The organism is Paenibacillus sp. J22TS3 (genome assembly GCF_018403205.1).
GTDB classification, from domain to species: Bacteria; Bacillota; Bacilli; order Paenibacillales; family Paenibacillaceae; genus Fontibacillus; species Fontibacillus tuaregi.
Genome location: NZ_BOSF01000005.1, coordinates 509,364 through 526,554, shown reverse-complemented (window position 1 = coordinate 526,554; position 17,191 = coordinate 509,364). Strand labels below are relative to the sequence as shown.

General features: G+C 49.0%; 17 protein-coding genes. 15 read left to right on the top strand and 2 right to left on the bottom strand.

Features of this window, described 5'->3' with window-relative positions:
• Positions 1–109, top strand: a 109-nt coding sequence (locus KJS63_RS18395) for an IS3 family transposase (protein ID WP_213618275.1), incomplete at its 5' end; no start/stop codon positions are given.
• A gap of 235 nt (positions 110–344) precedes the next feature.
• Here KJS63_RS18395 and KJS63_RS18390 read toward each other — a convergent pair.
• Both KJS63_RS18390 and KJS63_RS18385 read right to left on the bottom strand, forming a co-directional pair.
• Positions 345–2,045 (bottom strand): AraC family transcriptional regulator, encoded by a 1,701-nt coding sequence (locus tag KJS63_RS18390; protein ID WP_213620444.1) that lies wholly within the window; start codon positions 2,043–2,045, stop codon positions 345–347.
• Positions 2,046–2,167: 122 nt separating this feature from the next.
• Positions 2,168–3,175 carry an ABC transporter substrate-binding protein gene (locus tag KJS63_RS18385; protein ID WP_244862672.1) on the bottom strand — a complete coding sequence of 336 codons (1,008 nt, stop codon included), beginning with the start codon at positions 3,173–3,175 and terminating at the stop codon, positions 2,168–2,170.
• Between the two features lie 378 nt (positions 3,176–3,553).
• On the opposite strand from KJS63_RS18385, the gene KJS63_RS18380 reads away from it, so the two are divergent.
• The 14 genes from KJS63_RS18380 to KJS63_RS18320 all read left to right on the top strand — a co-directional run bounded on the left by KJS63_RS18380 (position 3,554) and on the right by KJS63_RS18320 (position 17,035).
• Complete coding sequence (locus KJS63_RS18380) at positions 3,554–4,288, top strand: hypothetical protein (RefSeq protein ID WP_213620443.1); 735 nt, start codon at positions 3,554–3,556, stop codon at positions 4,286–4,288.
• Positions 4,289–4,342: 54 nt separating this feature from the next.
• Positions 4,343–6,565, top strand: a complete 2,223-nt coding sequence (locus tag KJS63_RS18375; RefSeq protein ID WP_213620442.1) for a heavy metal translocating P-type ATPase — start codon at positions 4,343–4,345, stop codon at positions 6,563–6,565.
• Positions 6,566–6,582: 17 nt separating this feature from the next.
• Positions 6,583–6,711 carry a hypothetical protein gene (locus KJS63_RS26460; protein ID WP_280520830.1) on the top strand — a complete coding sequence of 43 codons (129 nt, stop codon included), beginning with the start codon at positions 6,583–6,585 and terminating at the stop codon, positions 6,709–6,711.
• A 51-nt stretch (positions 6,712–6,762) separates the two neighbouring features.
• Positions 6,763–7,422 (top strand): response regulator, encoded by a 660-nt coding sequence (locus KJS63_RS18370; RefSeq protein WP_213620441.1) that lies wholly within the window; start codon positions 6,763–6,765, stop codon positions 7,420–7,422.
• Entirely contained in the window at positions 7,409–8,839 is a 1,431-nt protein-coding gene (locus KJS63_RS18365) for a right-handed parallel beta-helix repeat-containing protein (protein ID WP_213620440.1), read from the top strand. The genes KJS63_RS18370 and KJS63_RS18365 overlap by 14 nt, the downstream gene beginning before the upstream one ends.
• Entirely contained in the window at positions 8,832–9,395 is a 564-nt protein-coding gene (locus KJS63_RS18360; protein ID WP_213620439.1) for a nitrous oxide reductase accessory protein NosL, read from the top strand. Before KJS63_RS18365 ends, KJS63_RS18360 begins: the two co-directional genes overlap by 8 nt.
• A 14-nt stretch (positions 9,396–9,409) precedes the next feature.
• A complete protein-coding gene (locus KJS63_RS18355; RefSeq protein WP_213620438.1) occupies positions 9,410–10,231 on the top strand; it encodes an ABC transporter permease in 822 nt (273 codons plus the stop codon).
• Positions 10,224–10,934 carry an ABC transporter ATP-binding protein gene (locus tag KJS63_RS18350; protein WP_213620437.1) on the top strand — a complete coding sequence of 237 codons (711 nt, stop codon included), beginning with the start codon at positions 10,224–10,226 and terminating at the stop codon, positions 10,932–10,934. Before KJS63_RS18355 ends, KJS63_RS18350 begins: the two co-directional genes overlap by 8 nt.
• Before the next feature lie 24 nt (positions 10,935–10,958).
• Positions 10,959–11,522, top strand: a complete 564-nt coding sequence (locus tag KJS63_RS18345) for a redoxin domain-containing protein (RefSeq protein ID WP_213620473.1) — start codon at positions 10,959–10,961, stop codon at positions 11,520–11,522.
• A 283-nt stretch (positions 11,523–11,805) separates the two neighbouring features.
• Complete coding sequence (gene murQ / locus KJS63_RS18340) at positions 11,806–12,708, top strand: N-acetylmuramic acid 6-phosphate etherase (RefSeq protein ID WP_213620436.1); 903 nt, start codon at positions 11,806–11,808, stop codon at positions 12,706–12,708.
• Positions 12,709–12,710: 2 nt separating this feature from the next.
• Positions 12,711–14,165 carry a PTS transporter subunit EIIC gene (locus KJS63_RS18335; RefSeq protein WP_213620435.1) on the top strand — a complete coding sequence of 485 codons (1,455 nt, stop codon included), beginning with the start codon at positions 12,711–12,713 and terminating at the stop codon, positions 14,163–14,165.
• 59 nt (positions 14,166–14,224) lie between these two features.
• The gene (locus KJS63_RS18330; RefSeq protein ID WP_213620434.1) at positions 14,225–15,265 is read left to right on the top strand and encodes a DUF871 domain-containing protein; all 1,041 of its coding nucleotides are present in this window, start codon (positions 14,225–14,227) and stop codon (positions 15,263–15,265) included.
• 62 nt (positions 15,266–15,327) lie between these two features.
• Positions 15,328–16,200 carry a MurR/RpiR family transcriptional regulator gene (locus KJS63_RS18325; protein ID WP_213620433.1) on the top strand — a complete coding sequence of 291 codons (873 nt, stop codon included), beginning with the start codon at positions 15,328–15,330 and terminating at the stop codon, positions 16,198–16,200.
• 211 nt (positions 16,201–16,411) lie between these two features.
• Complete coding sequence (locus KJS63_RS18320) at positions 16,412–17,035, top strand: flavin reductase family protein (protein ID WP_213620432.1); 624 nt, start codon at positions 16,412–16,414, stop codon at positions 17,033–17,035.
• Positions 17,036–17,191 lie beyond the last annotated feature (156 nt).

Sequence of the window (17,191 nt, the reverse complement as noted above, 5' to 3'; positions counted from 1 at the left end):
GGAACTATACGACTACGTCAACTGGTTTAACAAGCATCGAATTCATGGATCTCTGGGATACATGACGCCTGTTCAGTATCGTCAAGCAGCCCTTAAAAAAGCTGTCTGATTTAATGTTGACAATTCAGGTACAAGGTGGAAAGTGCAAGGTGCTAGGTGCAGGTGTAAGGTTCAGTCCCCCTCTCGGCGGCGTTAGCCGGGAAGCCCGGAACAGGGCTTCTCTACGGCGACCGGGTAGGGGGATTTTTTTGTAACTTCAGATCAGCTGTAATTCGCTACCAAGGGCTTAAATGTTAAGTTATACGATTTGGCCAGAAGAGCCGTATTTAACTCATTTTCAGGAGTTAGATACGGCTCTCTTCGTGCTGGATAACATCGGCTGGATGATGAAGCGGATGGAGAAGCAGTTCGGGAAGCTTATCCAGGGCTTGTTCCCGGATTAAAGCATCTCCGTAGTTCCACTCTCTGGCGTTGAGCAGGTAGACACGACCGCTCTTCACAGCAGGCAGATCCCGCCAGAGGGGATCATTCACCAAGTCATGTGCAGCTTCGAGAGAGACCGGGTTGTCTGATAACAGTAAAAAGATCCGGTCACCGGCATATTGCGCCAGCTCCTCTTTGAGGATTTCCAGGTACGCCTCCCCGGACTCAATGACTTCTCGAATTAGCGGTGTAGGCTGAAATCCCAACGGGTGGTAGAGAATGGTGGGGAACCCGATTGACCCCATAACATAGAGCCGGCGGCCATGCTCGTAAATAAAGACGGACGCGGTCTCCCCGGTCCTGACTTCGGAAGCAAGTTCCTTCCACATCCCGGCGGTTCTTGTGTGAAATGCCTCAAGCCAATGCTCAGCCGCCTGCCTGCGGCCGAGCCAATGCCCCAGAGTAAGCAGCCGATGATCCAGGGGAGCGAACGAATTGTAGGTTACCGTGGGAGCTATCTTTGAAATTCTCTGGTAGACTTCCTCGTCCGAATTAGCAAATATAATGAGATCCGGTTCCATTTCCGCCAGCTTATCGCAATTAATTGGGTAACCCATATCCAGTGCTGTGAACCCCCGGTCTTTAACTAACGACTCGGCAATAAAACGGTGTCCCGCACCAATAGCTTGGACGCCTAAGACCAGCAGATCCCCGAATGTCTCACTATAGAAAATAACCCGTTCAGGCTTATCTGGGACGAGGACTTCATGTCCTGTCCAATCCCTGACAGGGGGGCGCTTTTGCATTGATTTGGCATATTGTCTCGGGGTGGTGCCGGTGGTGCGGCGGAAGCGCCGGTTGAAATAAAATTCATCTTCAAATCCTACGCGCTGAGCGATTTTTCGCAATGGCTCATCGGAGCGGCGCAGCCAGTCTTTTGATCGATTTATGCGGATATCATTTAAGAAATCGAGCGGTTTTTTACCCGTCAATTTATGAAAGATCGGCGTGTACTGCCATAGGGGAACCCCAGCCATTTCGGCTAGACCTCTAACTGTAATTTTGTGCATATAATGCTGTTGTAAATACTGAATCGTACTCTCAACCGAGCGGGCGGATGCGGATATGAGCCCGGTACACATATTATGCTCGAACAATATGCCGAGAAGCTCCTGGAATCTCAGATGCTGCCGGAAATATTCATTATCTGATAAAGGGTCCCTATGGGTATTAAGCTCTTCAGCAAGCCTGATGAGCCGGGCAGGATGAGGGATCACAAGCTCGTGACCCCCGTTAATAATGTCAGCATTATACGTCTCTGGTGACTCCCCGACTTTAACGGCATTGAAAGTAATCTGGCAATATTTGAGCGGAGTGCCTGCCGAATTGTCGATCTGGAATGCGGTCCCTGGGGGAAGAAGATAGCATGTGCCAATTGAAAAATTGTAATGCTGCTGATGGATGTTTAGGGCCCCGTGCCCATCCACAAACAAAATGAGGGTATGCGGTCCTGCCATACACTCTCCTGAGCTCCACCCCGGAGGCTGATTAATAACGAAGACATCGGCAAATTGAAACAGCAGGGAACGGAGAGAGACCGTATTTGTTGGATGTTGCTTCATAGGTGCACCTCTATAATTGATGATTGAGAATCGTTATCATTTACAATTATTCTATAAGAAACAAAGAAGCTTTTCAATAAGAATTGCAAAGCTTCTTTTGTATGCCACAGGAACGTGATTTTTTATTTTGTAATGATTTTCGGAAGCTGTTCCAGTAAATATTCTCTTGTGTATGCATCACTGCTGGCTTTATTAATATCAAGGAAATACACATGCCCTTGCTGGACAGCAGGAAGGTTTAGCCAGATACTGCTCTTCAATAAGTTCGCCGTAGACTGCTGGGGCTCTTGACCGATTGGATTCAGAATAAAGATGCGTTCACCGGCATACTTGGGCAGAACCTCGAGCGAAATTTGTTCGAAGCCTTTATTGGCATTAAGCACTTCCTGGATTGTGTCTACAGGCTTGAAGCCTTTGGGGTCATACAACACTTGGGAAAGTCCGGTCCCAGCCATGACAAAAAGCTTATCCCCAGGATAATACGTAAAGACAGAAGCGGTTTCACCCGGTTTTAGCACATTCTTGTGGAGCTTCTCCCACATGGCGTCATTTTTGGCTTTATACTGGGCGAGCCACTCTTTGGCTTGCTGCTGTCTGCCGAGAATATCTCCAAGCAGCGTTATGCGCTCTTCTAATGGAGCAAACGTATTAAACGTTACCGTTGGTGCAATCTTGGCCAGTTGACTGTACTCTTTCTCATCCGTATTGGCGGTTAGAATAATATCCGGATTAAGTTCAAGCGTCTTCTCCAGGTTAATGGGATATGTCATTTGTTCTATATGTTTCAATTGGTTCTCAAAGATGAATCCTTTGATAAAACCGCCCCCGACAGCATCCACTTTAAGAGCTAACAGATCACCGAACGTTTCCCCGATAAAAATGACACGCTGAGGTGAAACAGGGATCTCCACTTCATGGCCTATATAATCCTTATATTTGCGGGTTACAGCCCCCGCTTGGGAATCTTGGTTAACAGCTTTGGATTCAGAGGCAGCCGATTGGGCAGAGGTTTCATTGCTTTGGTTACTATCCATTCCTTGGCCGGTTGAACTTTGACCACAGGCCGTCAACATGGAGATAAGCAAGACCATAATTATGATCGAAAATATGGGGTGTTTTACTTTGTTCATCTGTAATTCTTCCTCCTGGATAATTTATCGATGATAATCATTATCATTTAGAGGTGATAATAATAGATTTAGTCCTATAACTCAATGGACAAAAACAAAACGCAGATTTTACTTTGTACAAAAAAACTACCCGTTTGACCAGTTTTCATCGATAGATCCCTGCATGCTTGCGAATCTGAACGGGCAAAAAATCCGAAACCAACAGCGATGGGAAGCAACCGAATCCCGTTGTTCACTAAACCTTCAAAGGAAATGGGGGTTAATAGCTCTTTCGAGTCATTTTTTACCAAAGATCAGGACAGTATGATCAATGATATAGACATTATCCAATATTTGTTGATAGCAAGATCGCTGAATTTTATGCCAAGGAGGGATGTAATGCTTAAAAACCACCTGAAGCTATTATGGATGTTGGGGATGTTTCTCCTCATATTGCTGGGCGTATGGGTACCGTCTATGATTGCCTCAGCGGCTCATGATCACAGCCATCATGGTTCAGGCACAGATACAAGTTCAGGTCCCAGTACTCTTAGCACCCAGGGTCAAATGAACCCGGAGACAGCGGGTACAGACAATGGGCGGCTTGAGACTTATAAGAGCCATCCAGATCAGGCGGAGGCCTATCCTGCCGAGGTGAGCACGGGTATTTATATTTTCTCGGTGCTTTTTACATTAGGGGTCACCTTGTTTGTTATTGCGAGAATCGGTAGATATGGAAATGCTCTGCCCCAGATGTCCGGCATGATGGCGGCGATGGCAATTGCGATGATGGCCGGACTAGTGGTAGGCACTGTGGCAGGAGTTATGCTGGAGACCATATTTGCTTCCACTTGGATTGGTGTGGCATTCGGGCTGTTAACCGGTTATGCAGCTGGCAGGAGGATGAGCATGTTGGCTGTGCTCGACGGCATGCTGTCCGGCATTATGGGGGGCATGATGGGAGCGATGCTTGGTGTCATGGTCATTCAGGATCATCCAGTGCTTACAGTCCTGTTCATGGATGTGCTGCTTATCTTAATTGTGATGGCTCTGAGTTCTCTTTGGAAACTCAGACCTTCTTGCTGTACTGAACCAGACAACACTGAAGAGGAACTTGGCATAACAACAGGCTGATGTCCTACATGTCTTATGGCAGCACAGGTGAAGATTGCGAATAAGGAGGCCGTGATGGAAGACAAAATCGTGATAAATATTACGGGGATGACCTGCGCAGCATGCTCGGGCCGTGTTGAGAAAGGGTTAAGCCGGCTTCAGGGGGTCTGCTCAGCCCAGGTGAACTTGGCCACGGAGAGCGCACTTGTGGTATATGAGCCGAATGAGATAAGTGCCGAAGCCATCCTGCAAAAGGTGGATTCCATAGGGTACAAGGCCGCTATAAAAGATACATCCGAGCCTGCAGACAATGACCAGAGGGAGTCCCGTGTGAAGAAAAACGAGCTGATTCTGGCTGCCCTCTGTTCCATCCCTCTGGTCTGGGCCATGGGGGATCATTTCGAGTGGTTATCCTTCCTGTGGGTTCCCGAGATATTGTTAAATCCGTGGGTGCAGCTTGCGCTGGCTACTCCTGTGCAGTTCCTTGTCGGAAAATCCTTCTATACCGGAGCGCTGCATGCTCTCCGGAACAATGCCCCCAATATGGACGTGCTGGTTGCCCTGGGGACTTCAGCCGCTTATTTCTACAGCATTTATCTGGCTGTCCAGTGGAGCGTGCTTCCCCAAGAGGGGAAGATCATGCTTTATTTTGAGACAAGCGCACTTCTGATCACTTTCGTTAAGCTGGGCAAATGGCTGGAGTGGTTAAGCAAAGGAAAAACTGGCTCAAGCCTTGAGAAGTTAAAGCAGATGCAGGCCAGATCAGCGATCCGGATTGAAGGGGAACGGGCTGTTGAGGTTCCGATTGATCAGGTGATGGTCGGAGACCGTATACAGGTTAAGCCCGGGCAGTGTATCCCAATGGATGGCGATATCCTGGACGGTGAGGGATATGTGAACGAGGCAGCCTTTACAGGGGAGAGCATGCCGGTATTCAAGAGACCTGGTGATTCTTTAATCGGAGGGACGATGAACCAGAATGGGGCGATAACCCTCGTTGTTACACGAACCTCAAACACCTCGCTGCTCTCCCAGATGGTCAAGCTGGTAGAGGATGCCCAGCTGTCCAAGCCGCCAATACAGCGGATAGCCGACTCGATCTCCGAATATTTTGTGCAAATTGTGGTCTTCATTGCGGTGATGACCTTTATCATCTGGTTTGTCTGGTTGTCACCCCGCGACTTCGCAAGTGCCTTGGAGACGGCCATCTCGGTACTCGTTATCGCCTGTCCCTGTGCTCTTGGCTTGGCAACGCCCACCTCCATTATGGTCGGCTCGGGCAGGTCGGCAGAGCATGGCATTTTGTTTAAACATGGGGAGTATCTTGAGGCCCTGCACAAATGCGGCACGATTGTTTTTGACAAAACAGGAACCTTAACTGAAGGGAAACCAACCCTTATTCATTATGAAATTGTGAAAGGAACAGAACGTCCTGATTCCGAGCTTCTGTTGAAATATGCCGCAAGCGTGGAGCAGTACTCCGAACATCCGCTTGGGCGTTCCATTGTGGCCGCAGCTGAAGAAAGGAAGATCATACTGGGCCGGGTGTCGGGCTTTCAGTCCGTACCGGGCAGCGGAGTACAGGCGTTCGTGGATGGGCAGCGGGTCCTCATCGGTTCCACTTCGTTCCTGGAACAGAGTGGCATCCCGGTTTTAAGATATACGAATCACGCTGAGAAATATGAGCTCGAAGGCAAAAGCGTGGTATGGGCTGCTGTTGGCCTTCATTTGATCGCTATGCTTGTCATCGCCGACCCGCTGAAAGAGGAAACAGCGGCGGTAGTGGATCGGCTGAAGAAGATGAATAAACGGCTTGTCATGCTGACAGGAGACAATGAGCGTACGGCGTTAGCTGTTGCCAAGCAGGCGGGGATTGCTGAGGTGATTGCCGGAGTTCTGCCGGATGGGAAAGCCAGGGCGGTCCAGAGTCTGAGGAAGAAGTCCAAAACTAAAGTGGCCATGGTGGGAGATGGCGTGAATGATGCTCCCGCCCTGGCTGAAGCAGATTTCGGGATCGCTCTTCACAGTGGTACGGATATTGCGATCGAAGCCGCAGACATTGTAATTATGCATGACAGCCTGCACCGCATACCGGATGCGATCCTAATCAGCAGATGGACGATGGACAATATCAAGCAGAATATGTCCTGGTCACTCGTATACAACGGGATAGGCATACCTATTGCGATGAGCGGAATGCTGATGCCCTGGGTTGCGGGTGCCGCCATGGCACTTAGCTCGGTTGCGGTGATCACGAATGCGCTCCGGCTGAGACGAATCAGCTTCACTGCAAAATAGAGGAGGAGAACAGCCCGATGGATATGAAACAAATGGCGGAGTATGACTCTATATTTTTAGCGATTTTCTTTGTGGTTATGGTCGGCCTGTGTGCAGGCGTATGGTTTGCATTCAAGGTGAACCGGAAAAAGGATGCGGATGAGTAAAAAAGGCCGACACCCGGAGTACCAATCGACTTACTGAGAGGGGGGATCTTCGTGCATACCCGAGTGCTCGTTGTGGATGATCATATATTTGCTCAGGAGGCGGTTTGTGATATTTTATCAGGCTGCCATGGATTTGAGGTGATCGGCGTCGTTAGCAGCGGTCAGGAAGCGATTGATTTCACCGAAATGATGATGCCGGATCTGATCCTGATGGACATCCAGATGCCGGGACTGGACGGACTGGAAGCCACACAGCGCATCAAGCTGAGATTTCCATATGTAAAGATCGTGATGATGACAGTTTCCGATGATGTGGTAAATCTGTTGGAAGCGCTCAAAAGAGGAGCCCAGGGATATCTGCTGAAAAATCTCGCTCCCTCTGCGTGGATTCAATATCTTCAGTCTATCGTCAGTGAGGAGGTCCCGCTCAGCAGGGAGCTGGCCTTTCAAATTTTGAAGGATGTCTCCCTGTCCTCCCGCAGAGATGCCGGCGATCAGCTTACCCTGAGAGAGAAGGAAATACTCAACGGAGTAGCGGCAGGCCTTACGAACAAAGAGATTGCCGAGGAATTGAATATTTCGGAACATACCGTGAAGAACCATCTTAAGAACATTTTGCAGAAGCTGCAGGTTCAAAACAGAGTCCAATTGACCCGTTATGCGCTTGAGCAAGGTCTTGTAAAGGGGAATAACTTCCTTGATAACGATTAGATTTCGTCGGAACAAGAGGATGATCCGGTACGGCAGGCCGTTGAAATATTTCAAAGTTAGCAGAGATTGCAAAGATAACAGAGTTCGCAGCTTCTTGCTGCTCGTATTTCTGCTGTCTGCTGGAGTGGTGGCCCCTGTGTATTCTTTCAATTACGCATCTGCTGCTCCTGCTGAATCTTCCAGCCCGATTCCGCTGCAGAAGATCATTGACGGAACCGCACCGGGTGAGGAGGCCGTTCTCCCTGAGGGGGTTTATGAAGGGCCGGTAGTGATCAAGAAGAAACTGAAATTACGTGGTGAAGGAGAAGTAACTTTGGTCAACCGTACCCCCTCTCCGGCAGTAGAAATACAGGATGAGGGGGTGGAGGTCTACGGAATAAGGATTGATCAGCTGGAAGCCGGTGAATCCGCCGCAGTTAAGGTAGTTGGCGATGATGTGAGGTTGGAGCGGCTTACTATAAACACCCGTGGCTACGGGATTATGCTGCGTGACTCTGACAACGGGATAATCCGGCAAAATGAGATCACTTGGATAGGCAGCGTCGATACGCCAAGCGATAACAAAGGAAACGGGATTGATCTATACAATTCGCACAGGAACCGGATTGAAGAGAACCAAGTTACCCGGGTACGGGATGGGATTTACATTGAGAACAGCAAGATGACACAGATCACCGGAAATGTTGTATCACAGTCCCGTTATGGTATTCACTGCATGTATGCGGACGGGGCCCTAATCCGTGGTAATCAGGGGGAGTACAATTATACCGGCGCCATGATTATGGGGGTTAACGATTCACGCGTCATCGGTAACACCTTCCGGCTGCAAAGCTCCAATGTGAATGCGCAGGGGATTTTATTATATGATGTGCACCGTTCAGTAGTAACCGGGAATCAGGCTGAGGGCAACCGGGTAGGGATCTATGTTGATCTGTCCACGGATAATCAGATTGATAGAAACTATCTTCAGCGTAACTTCCTTGGACTGCAGCTGAATAAGTCGAAGAATAACCGGTTCCAAGGCAACAGCTTCATCGCGAACGTGCTGGATGCCGTCGCAACTGGCAGCGAAAACAACAGAATGAACGGGAACTATTGGGATTCGTTCAAGGGACTTGATCCTGACAAGGACGGGACAAGCGATGTCCCTTATGCCATTAATCCGTTCTATCAGCAGCTGATCGGAAGCAACTCGGCTTACCAGTTATTTTTTCAGTCGCCGGGGATGGTCTTCCTCAGCGATTTACATATGAACGATACACAGTCGTGGCTGACCGATCAAGGGCCCAGGATGAAGCCTCCTGGAAGTGTCCGTGAGGGTGCGATGAATTATCAGGGGGCTGTTCTTGCAGCAGGAATCGTTATGATGCTTGGAGCAATTTATACTATAAAGTTGGGGGTCAAACGACATGAATAAAAAATTATGGAGCTCGGTATTTCTACCGCTGCTGCTCCTCGGAATGATATGTATTTCAGCCTGCGGGAAGACGTATGAGGCGCTCCCTATTGATGAGAAGGTGGATATTTGCGCAATCTGCAATATGCAGGTGAAGGATGATGCTTTTGCCACACAGCTTACTACGAAAGACGGGAAAACCTACAAATTTGATGATATCGGATGTATGCACAAATGGAAGGAGCAGAATGGCACCTCGAACATCGGTATGGATTTCGTGCGCGATTACAATGACAAAGCCTGGATCGAGTACAGTAAAGCCTACTATGTATATGATTCCTCGATCCGCACGCCGATGGCCTATGGGATACTCAGCTTTAAGGACAAAACTTCAGCAGAGGCTTTTGTCGCTGAACAGGGGATAGGGAAAGTCCTCACTGCTGAAGAGCTTAATCAGCACAATTGGAAGCAGAGCAAGGCTATGGACAATATGGATCATATGAAGGAACACACCGCTGAAGAAGGGGATAACAAGCAGCACTCTGATATGAAAGACAGCGGCGGCGGCCATAAGTAGCCCGGGGGTGGACCATGAATGATACGTTGCAGGTCGCGCTGCGGGAGATTAAGACAGGATTCCGAAACCCATGGGCGTACTCTTTTCTCCTCTTATTTACGATATTCAGCATCAGCCTGTTGATGATTCACTCCCAGAGCTTTATGGAAGGGTATACAGGAGCCACAGGCTCCATGTTAAACCTCATTCTGTATCTGCTGCCCTTGATGACCTTGTTTCTGGGTTCCTTTTCCCTTACTTCCGAGAAGGAAGATGGCAATTGGCAGCTGTTATCAACCTACCCATTAAGCACGCTGTCATTCATTACCGGAAAATATATCGGTTTGGCCGCGATGCTGCTCGCCATTGTCTGTTTTGGTTATGGCGTTATGGGTGTGGTTGGCGTGATTACCGGCCATTCTTTTGGCCTGCTCACTTATTATTTGTTTGTCGTGTTCTCTATTGGACTGGTACTCCTATTTCTCGCTGTAGCGATGGTGGTTGGTTCGTGCTGCAGCAACCGTTGGCAGGCATTGACTGTTTCGGTGTCCCTCTGGTTCTTTGCGGTGATCGGCTGGAATACCCTTTTGATCGGTTTTCTGGGCTGGCTGCCCTACTTGTGGATCAAACCTGTGTTAGTGGCAATGACCCTATTGAACCCTGCTGAACTGGTCCGTCTCTTTGTCATTGTTAAGCTTGGCGGGGGCTCTGTATTAGGGCCAACGTATTACAGGTGGGTGGACTGGATTGAGCAGCCGGGAGGCAGCTACATATTTACCGGAGTATGTCTGGTCTGGCTCCTTGTATCGATCGGCCTTGTGTATTGGATTTGGGAGAGGGGGCGTACCCGTGGATAATATTGCGGCGGAAGTATCGGGTGTCTCTAAGGTAATTGGAAAGCGGCCATTGGTTCAGAATATTACGTTCCAATTGAGGAAAGGTCATGTGGTTGCCCTATGTGGTGGCAATGGAGCGGGTAAAAGCACAGTGCTGAGAATGCTGGCTGGAGTTACGCAGCCAACAATGGGTGAGATCACCGTCCATCATGTACATTGGAGGAAGGACCGAAAGCGATATGCCCGGCATATCGGTTATATGCCGGATGATTACCAGTTTAATCAGAGTCTGACAGCAGGTGAGGTGATGTCCTTCTGGGCTGAGCTGCGGCAGGTGCCGCAGGCTAGAGTCACTGAGGTGCTTAAGCTGGTCGGACTCGCAGATAAGCGCAGCCTGCTTGTGAATACGTTCTCCAAAGGTATGAAGCAGCGTGTTTTGTTTGCCCAGGCTATCCTGGCCAAACCGCCTTTATTGATTATGGATGAACCGACAAACGGATTAGACCCCTATTGGATGAGAGAGCTTACCACGCTTCTGCATGATCTTAAGCAGGAGGGGCACACGGTGCTCTTCTCCACACATCAGCTTGATCTTGCGGCGGATGCGGCGGATGACATCATTTTTATGAATGGGGGCGGGATCGTGGGGCAAGGAACGACCGCCAGCATTAAGGAGAAGTATGGCTCTGTTCAAGATGCCTTCAACTCTAGTCTGGGATTGTAGGGTGGAGGGGAGTTGAAGTTGAATATGTATCGTTCCGGGTTCACTGCCCGTCGTGTTTTAACTCTGGTGATTGGGTTGACCGCTCTCATAGGTGTCTTGTATTCAGTCAGCAACTTTCTGAACAAAGCTGGATCGGAGCAAGCCAAGGTTAGACTCGGACTTGGGGAGAAGGCTCCTGATTTCGAGGCTGTGAATTCTCTGGGGAACAAGGTACGGCTCTCGGATTCAGAAGGTCAAGTGGTATTGTTAAATATATGGGCTTCCTGGTGCAAGCCATGTGTGAAAGAAATGCCGCTGATTCAGCAGGTTATTGGCAAAGACAAGAATAAGACCGAAGCCTGGTTCATAAATGCCGGGGAAGCCAAGGGAACAGTAACCCAGTTCCTTAAGAGCCATGAGTTTCACTTTCCGGTCATTATTGATGTAACTGGAAGGATAAGCAGTTTGTATAAGGCGCACAGTCTGCCGGTGACTTATATTATCGACAGGTCCGGGAGGCTCAGCCGGATTATCCCAGGAGAGATTGAGGATGCCGCCCGTCTGCAAGCATGGCTGGATGAGGCGGGCAGCAGAAGCACTCGTCCCTGATGAACTGGTCGAATGCGTATATAGGTGCTGGTCTAAGGGGCCGGCTTAAAGGCAAGTAATCTTACAGCAGAGTGTGCCGCTTCAGAGCAAAAAAAGTAAGCAAAGCGTCAGTCCAGGGAGCATCCTTGGGCTGACGCTTTATTATTGTAGGCACAAAATCTTATGCTTTTTTTAAATTTTATTTCAAAATTATATAATAATTATTGAAATATTATTTCAGAAGTTGTAAACTGATTCTACAAAGAGAAAGCGCTTTTATCACGGTGATTGGAGGAGGAGCTTCTTGATCGAAAATTTGACGACTGAAGGCAGAAACTTGCTCACACAGGATTTGGATCAACTGAGCACACGGTCGGTATTAAAGCTAATGCAGGAGGAGGATGCCAAGGTATCACTGGCTGTTAGGGAGAAGCTGGGGGAAATTGAGCGTGTAACACAAACCGTGATCAAGAGTTTCCAGGCGGGGGGACGGCTAATTTATATTGGCGCTGGAACCAGTGGCCGGATGGGCATCCTTGATGCGGTTGAATGTGTCCCGACTTTTGGAACTGATCCTGAGATGGTACAGGGAATCATTGCCGGTGGCGAGACTGCGATCTACAGGGCAGTTGAGGGCGCGGAAGATTCACCTGAGTTGGGAAGGGCGGATCTAGAGAAGGTCGGGCTGACTAAGGAAGATACTGTACTTGGTATTGCGGCGAGTGGAAGAACTCCATATGTGATTGGTGCGCTCAAGTATGCGAATCAGGTCGGGGCATCAACCGCCAGCTTATCCTGCAATGCCAACGCTGAGATTAGCCGCTACGCTAAGTACCCGATTGAAATTGTCACGGGAGCGGAAATTCTAACCGGTTCAACCCGGTTAAAGGCGGGCACAGCGCAAAAGATGGTACTGAATATGATCTCCACGGCTGCGATGATCGGGATGGGCAAGGTGTACAGCAACTATATGGTGGATGTGCAGCCCACCAACGAAAAGCTGATGAGGAGAGCCAAAACGATGATTAGCCAGATTACCGGCTGCAATGAGGAGACAGCGGCTGAATATTATGAGCGCAGCAGGCATCAGGTCAAGCTGGCTATATTCATGCTTCTGACCGGGCTGGACTATGAGGAAGCGAAGGGGAAATTAACGGAATCTCAAGGCTTTATCCGCAGGGCAATCGAGCATAAGAAGGAGCTGTAGTCATGGGGAAAGAGAAAGAGCTGGCCTTAAATATTCTGGAAGCCGTAGGGGGCATCGGGAATGTAGAGCGGGTGACCCATTGCATGACAAGGGTGCGCATTACTTTAAGACAAGATGAGCTTGCTGACGTGGAGAAGCTGAAGAAGGTCCAGGGTGTGATTGGCGTTATTGAGGAATCCACCCTGCAAGTGATTGTTGGGCCGGGGATTGTTGAGAAAGTTGCTGGTGAGATTGCGGTGATTAGCGGGGTTGAACTGGGTGAACCGATTCCTCTCAGAAGCGATAATGCGATACAAGAGCCGAAGTTGTCCAGTAAAGAGGAGGTTTCCCGGATAGCTGATGAGAACAAAAAGAAATATTCCAAACGGAATGACACGCCGGTCAAGAACTTCCTGAAATCCATTTCCAATATATTTATTCCTTTAGCGCCTGCTTTTGTGGCAGCAGGTCTGTTAGCAGGAATTACGGCAGTTATCTCCAATCTGATTACGGCGCATTATCTCAGCGGCGAAAGCTGGAGCCAATTCAATCTGATTCTAAATGTCATCAAGAACGGGATTTTCTCCTACATGGCCATATTTGTCGGCATCAATTCCGCCCGCGAGTTCGGCGCAAGTCCATCGCTAGGGGGATTGATTGGCGGGGCTACACTTCTTACGGGGATGAAGCCGGAGCTTCCGATCCGCAATCTGTTCACGGGGGAACCGCTCATTCCTGGACAGGGTGGTATAATAGGCGTAGTACTCGCTGTATGGATTCTAGCCTGGATTGAGAAAAGATTACACAAGGTTATTCCGAACTCCATTGATTTAATTGTTACTTCGTTCCTAAGCGTTATCATTACAGGTCTTATAACCATCTTCCTGATCATGCCGTTTGCTGGTTTTGTGGCGGGCAACCTGCTGATCGCCGTCAATTGGATTTTGTCGGTCGGGGGAGCCTTTGCCGGGTTCATTCTAGGCGGAATATGGCTGGTCATGGTCATGCTCGGGCTGCATCATATTATGACACCGATCCATATTGAGCTCATTAACCAGACTGGAATGACGGTACTGCTGCCGATTCTTGCCATGGCAGGGGCAGGCCAAGTAGGCGCGGCCCTGGCACTTTGGATTCGTTGTTACAAGAACAAACAACTTACGAATATCATCAAAGGCGCACTGCCTGTTGGGGTGTTAGGCATAGGGGAGCCGCTCATTTATGGAGTCACACTTCCGCTCGGCAAGCCTTTTGTCACAGCCTGTCTTGGCGGAGCCTTTGGAGGTGCGATGATCGGCTATTTCGGCAATGTGGGGGCGATTACCATCGGGGCAAGCGGGGTTGAGATGCTGCTCTTGATCGCTGACGGCAAATGGTGGGTTTATTTACTCGGACTCGTAACCGCTTACATCTTTGGCTTTTTGTGCACGTTTCTATTTGGTGTTCCAAAAGAAGCGAGACAGCCAAAGAGCGTATAGAGCTTTTGAATGTGGATTCATATCATGAAAGAGGTGTTTGACAGGTGGACGGAGTACTCGTGTCTTTAACGGAACAACCGGTAGAGACAACATTAGAATATCTCGGATATATGCACGAACACGGCTTTCGGTATATTTTCACATCACTTCATATGCCTGAAGAGAACCCGCTCGATTTGCTGGAGCCGCTTGGCCGGATTGGGAGCTTTGCAGGTGAGCACGGGATGATGTTCATGGCGGATGTCTCCCCGCGGGCCTTCGAGAATTTCTCTCTCGCGGAGCTGAAGTCAAGCGGAGTTACGGGTCTTCGCATTGATTATGGCATGGGAAGCCGTGAAATTGCCGAGCTGAGTCATGAGTGGCTGGTGGCGTTCAACGCCAGTACCATAGACCAGGAATTCCTGAGCGAGCTGAGGGAGCTAGGAGCGGACTTCTCGTCGCTTCAAGCGTGGCACAATTATTATCCAAGACCGGAGACGGGACTGGACTTTGACAGCTTCACCAATCGTAACGCCTGGCTGCAGGATCAAGGGCTTCAGGTTGCGGCTTTCATTCCCGGGGATGGGGAACTGCGGGGCCCTCTCCATGAAGGACTTCCCACACTGGAACAGCACCGGGGACAATCTCCTTTTGCGAGTTATCTGGAGCTCTATCAGAGCGGCAAGGTTGACCATATTCTCATCGGAGATTTATCTCTTAGTGATTCTACCATGCAGCAATTTATTGCCTGGAATGAGGGGGCGGTCCTGCTTAGAGTTCATGGGGCGAGACCGTCACATGTCTGGACGCAGGTGCATCACAATCGTCCCGACATAGCCAGAGATGTTATCCGCTCAGAGGATGCGCGCAGGAGCTATGGCGCCAGTATTAGTATTGAGCCAGAGAACTGTATGGAGCGGCCAACGGGGGCTCTTACGTTGGATAACGATAATTACAAGCGTTACAAAGGCGAGTTCCAGATTGTGCTTAACCCGCTCCCGGCGGACGAACGTGTGAATGTTATTGGTTATGTAGATGAGCGGGATGTCCCATTATTGCCTTTCCTGCAAAGAAGCGGACATCCATTTAAGTTCCTTGTCACAATGGACAAAGGCAGATAAGATAGGATTACTGATAAGGGAAACTCACCTTAATTCTGGATTAATATATGGAGGCGTTACTGTTGGGTGTTGGTCAAATTTTATCCCGAATTGAAAATGTGCTTCCTAAATTAACACAATCCGAGCAAAAGGTAGCCAGGTTCGTTCTCGCAGCTCCAGATGACGTGGTCTTTATGTCCGTTCAAGAGATGGCCCTGCAGTGCCAGTCGAGCAGCGCGTCTGTGGTGCGTTTCTGCCGCACTATCGGATTGAAGGGCTTCCCGGAGCTCAAGGTTGCGCTCTCCGCGGACCTGGCTCAGGAGCAGAAATCAGGCTACTATGACCTGAACAAGAACGAGAATACTACAGATTTAGTGGATAAAATACTGTCCAACGCGGTTCAGTCGCTGAAAGATACAGTCGGCCAATTGGATGTGAATGTTATTGAAGAGGTGGCCAGGGAGTTGTACAAGGCACCGGTAATCTTTGCTTTTGGTGTAGGAGCTTCCGCGCTGGTCGCCGAAGATATCTCACAGAAATGGCTGCGTCTGGGTAAAAATGTGTACTCATTCCGGGATGTGCATGTTCTGACCATGGCTATGTCCACCGCGCCCAAGGACAGTGTGTTTATTGGCGTTTCATATAGCGCGGCAACCCCGGAGGTTCTTCAACTTATGAAATTTGCCAGAAAGAACGAGCTGATTACGGTGAGCATCACCGGGTTTGGACGAAGCAGCCTGTCTGATATGAGTGATTTCAATTTGTTTACATCCCTCGCTCCCGAAGCAAAGGTCCGAAGCACCGCTACCAGTTCCCGGCACAGCCAGCTGTTTCTGATTGATGTGCTTTATTACGTGTATGCTTCGCTTGATGTTGATTCTTCAATGGAGAAGATCATGAAGACAAGAAAAGCGGTTCATGAGCTGAAGAATCTGGAAGGACAGGAGTCTCCGTGAAGCCATGAAGAGATGATCGTCATCCTTATTCATTTGGCGGGTTTAATTTACAATTAAAAGATAAATGCAACAGCCGTCTGGAATTTAGATCCAGGCGGCTTTGTTTTATTTCTATATTTTGATATCTTGCGGTCTTATTCCTGATTTCAACACATCAGCACACCGCCTGTGTTAAGGTAATCCTGAATTTGAGAAAAGAAGGGGCAGTGACATGCATACTGTAATCGAACCTAAAATATTGTATTTCGGTACATCTGTTGTATTAATTAGCTCGTTGAATGAGGATGGCACGGCAAATCTGGCACCGATGTCTTCGGCATGGTGGCTTAACCAGTCCTGTATGCTTGGCCTCAGCAGCAAATCCCAGACCGTTCAGAATATTATCCGGGAACAGGAATGTGTACTCAATCTCCCATCCGTTGATTTGATTCCCGCAATTGACCGGCTGACCTTACTAACTGGAAGGAATCCGGTCCCTGAATCCAAAGCAGGGCGGGGTTACCGCTTCGAGGCTGATAAATTCGGTGTATCCGGTCTGACCCCGCTGCCCGCTGAACTTGTCCGGGCACCGCGGGTGAAGGAATGTCCGGTCCATCTGGAGGCTAAACTGGTGAAAATACATTCTGTTGAGGAACCAAGCTCCCTTGTTGCTATCGAAATGCGGGTTCACAGGGTCCATGTTGAACAAAATCTTCTTATGGATGCTTCTCCTGGTTATATTGACCCGGCAAAATGGAAGCCAATGATCATGAACTTCTGTGAATATTTCGGACTTGGACCGCAGTTATCCCATTCCAAGTTGGCTCCCTTGTTTGGCCCCATCTCATCCACATAAACTGTATTAGTGAAGCTTGCATAAGCAGGTGGCCGCCAGCCGGAGCTCTTGCAAGCTTTATTGTTAACTTGGAGTTAACAATAGGAGACATGGAGGCACTAGATTAACATTTGTTTGACCCTGGTTTTATGTTCCCGGAACATGGATTGCCTAATA

What these genes read in the sequence shown, in the direction of transcription:
- KJS63_RS18390 (WP_213620444.1), bottom strand. Translation starts at nt 2,045, where the DNA reads ATGAAGCAACATCCAACAAATACGGTCTCTCTCCGTTCCCTGCTGTTT.
- KJS63_RS18385 (WP_244862672.1), bottom strand. Translation starts at nt 3,175, where the DNA reads ATGAACAAAGTAAAACACCCCATATTTTCGATCATAATTATGGTCTTG.
- KJS63_RS18380 (WP_213620443.1), top strand. Translation starts at nt 3,554, where the DNA reads ATGCTTAAAAACCACCTGAAGCTATTATGGATGTTGGGGATGTTTCTC.
- KJS63_RS18375 (WP_213620442.1), top strand. Translation starts at nt 4,343, where the DNA reads ATGGAAGACAAAATCGTGATAAATATTACGGGGATGACCTGCGCAGCA.
- KJS63_RS26460 (WP_280520830.1), top strand. Translation starts at nt 6,583, where the DNA reads ATGGATATGAAACAAATGGCGGAGTATGACTCTATATTTTTAGCGATT.
- KJS63_RS18360 (WP_213620439.1), top strand. Translation starts at nt 8,832, where the DNA reads ATGAATAAAAAATTATGGAGCTCGGTATTTCTACCGCTGCTGCTCCTC.
- KJS63_RS18355 (WP_213620438.1), top strand. Translation starts at nt 9,410, where the DNA reads ATGAATGATACGTTGCAGGTCGCGCTGCGGGAGATTAAGACAGGATTC.
- KJS63_RS18345 (WP_213620473.1), top strand. Translation starts at nt 10,959, where the DNA reads ATGTATCGTTCCGGGTTCACTGCCCGTCGTGTTTTAACTCTGGTGATT.
- KJS63_RS18335 (WP_213620435.1), top strand. Translation starts at nt 12,711, where the DNA reads ATGGGGAAAGAGAAAGAGCTGGCCTTAAATATTCTGGAAGCCGTAGGG.
- KJS63_RS18320 (WP_213620432.1), top strand. Translation starts at nt 16,412, where the DNA reads ATGCATACTGTAATCGAACCTAAAATATTGTATTTCGGTACATCTGTT.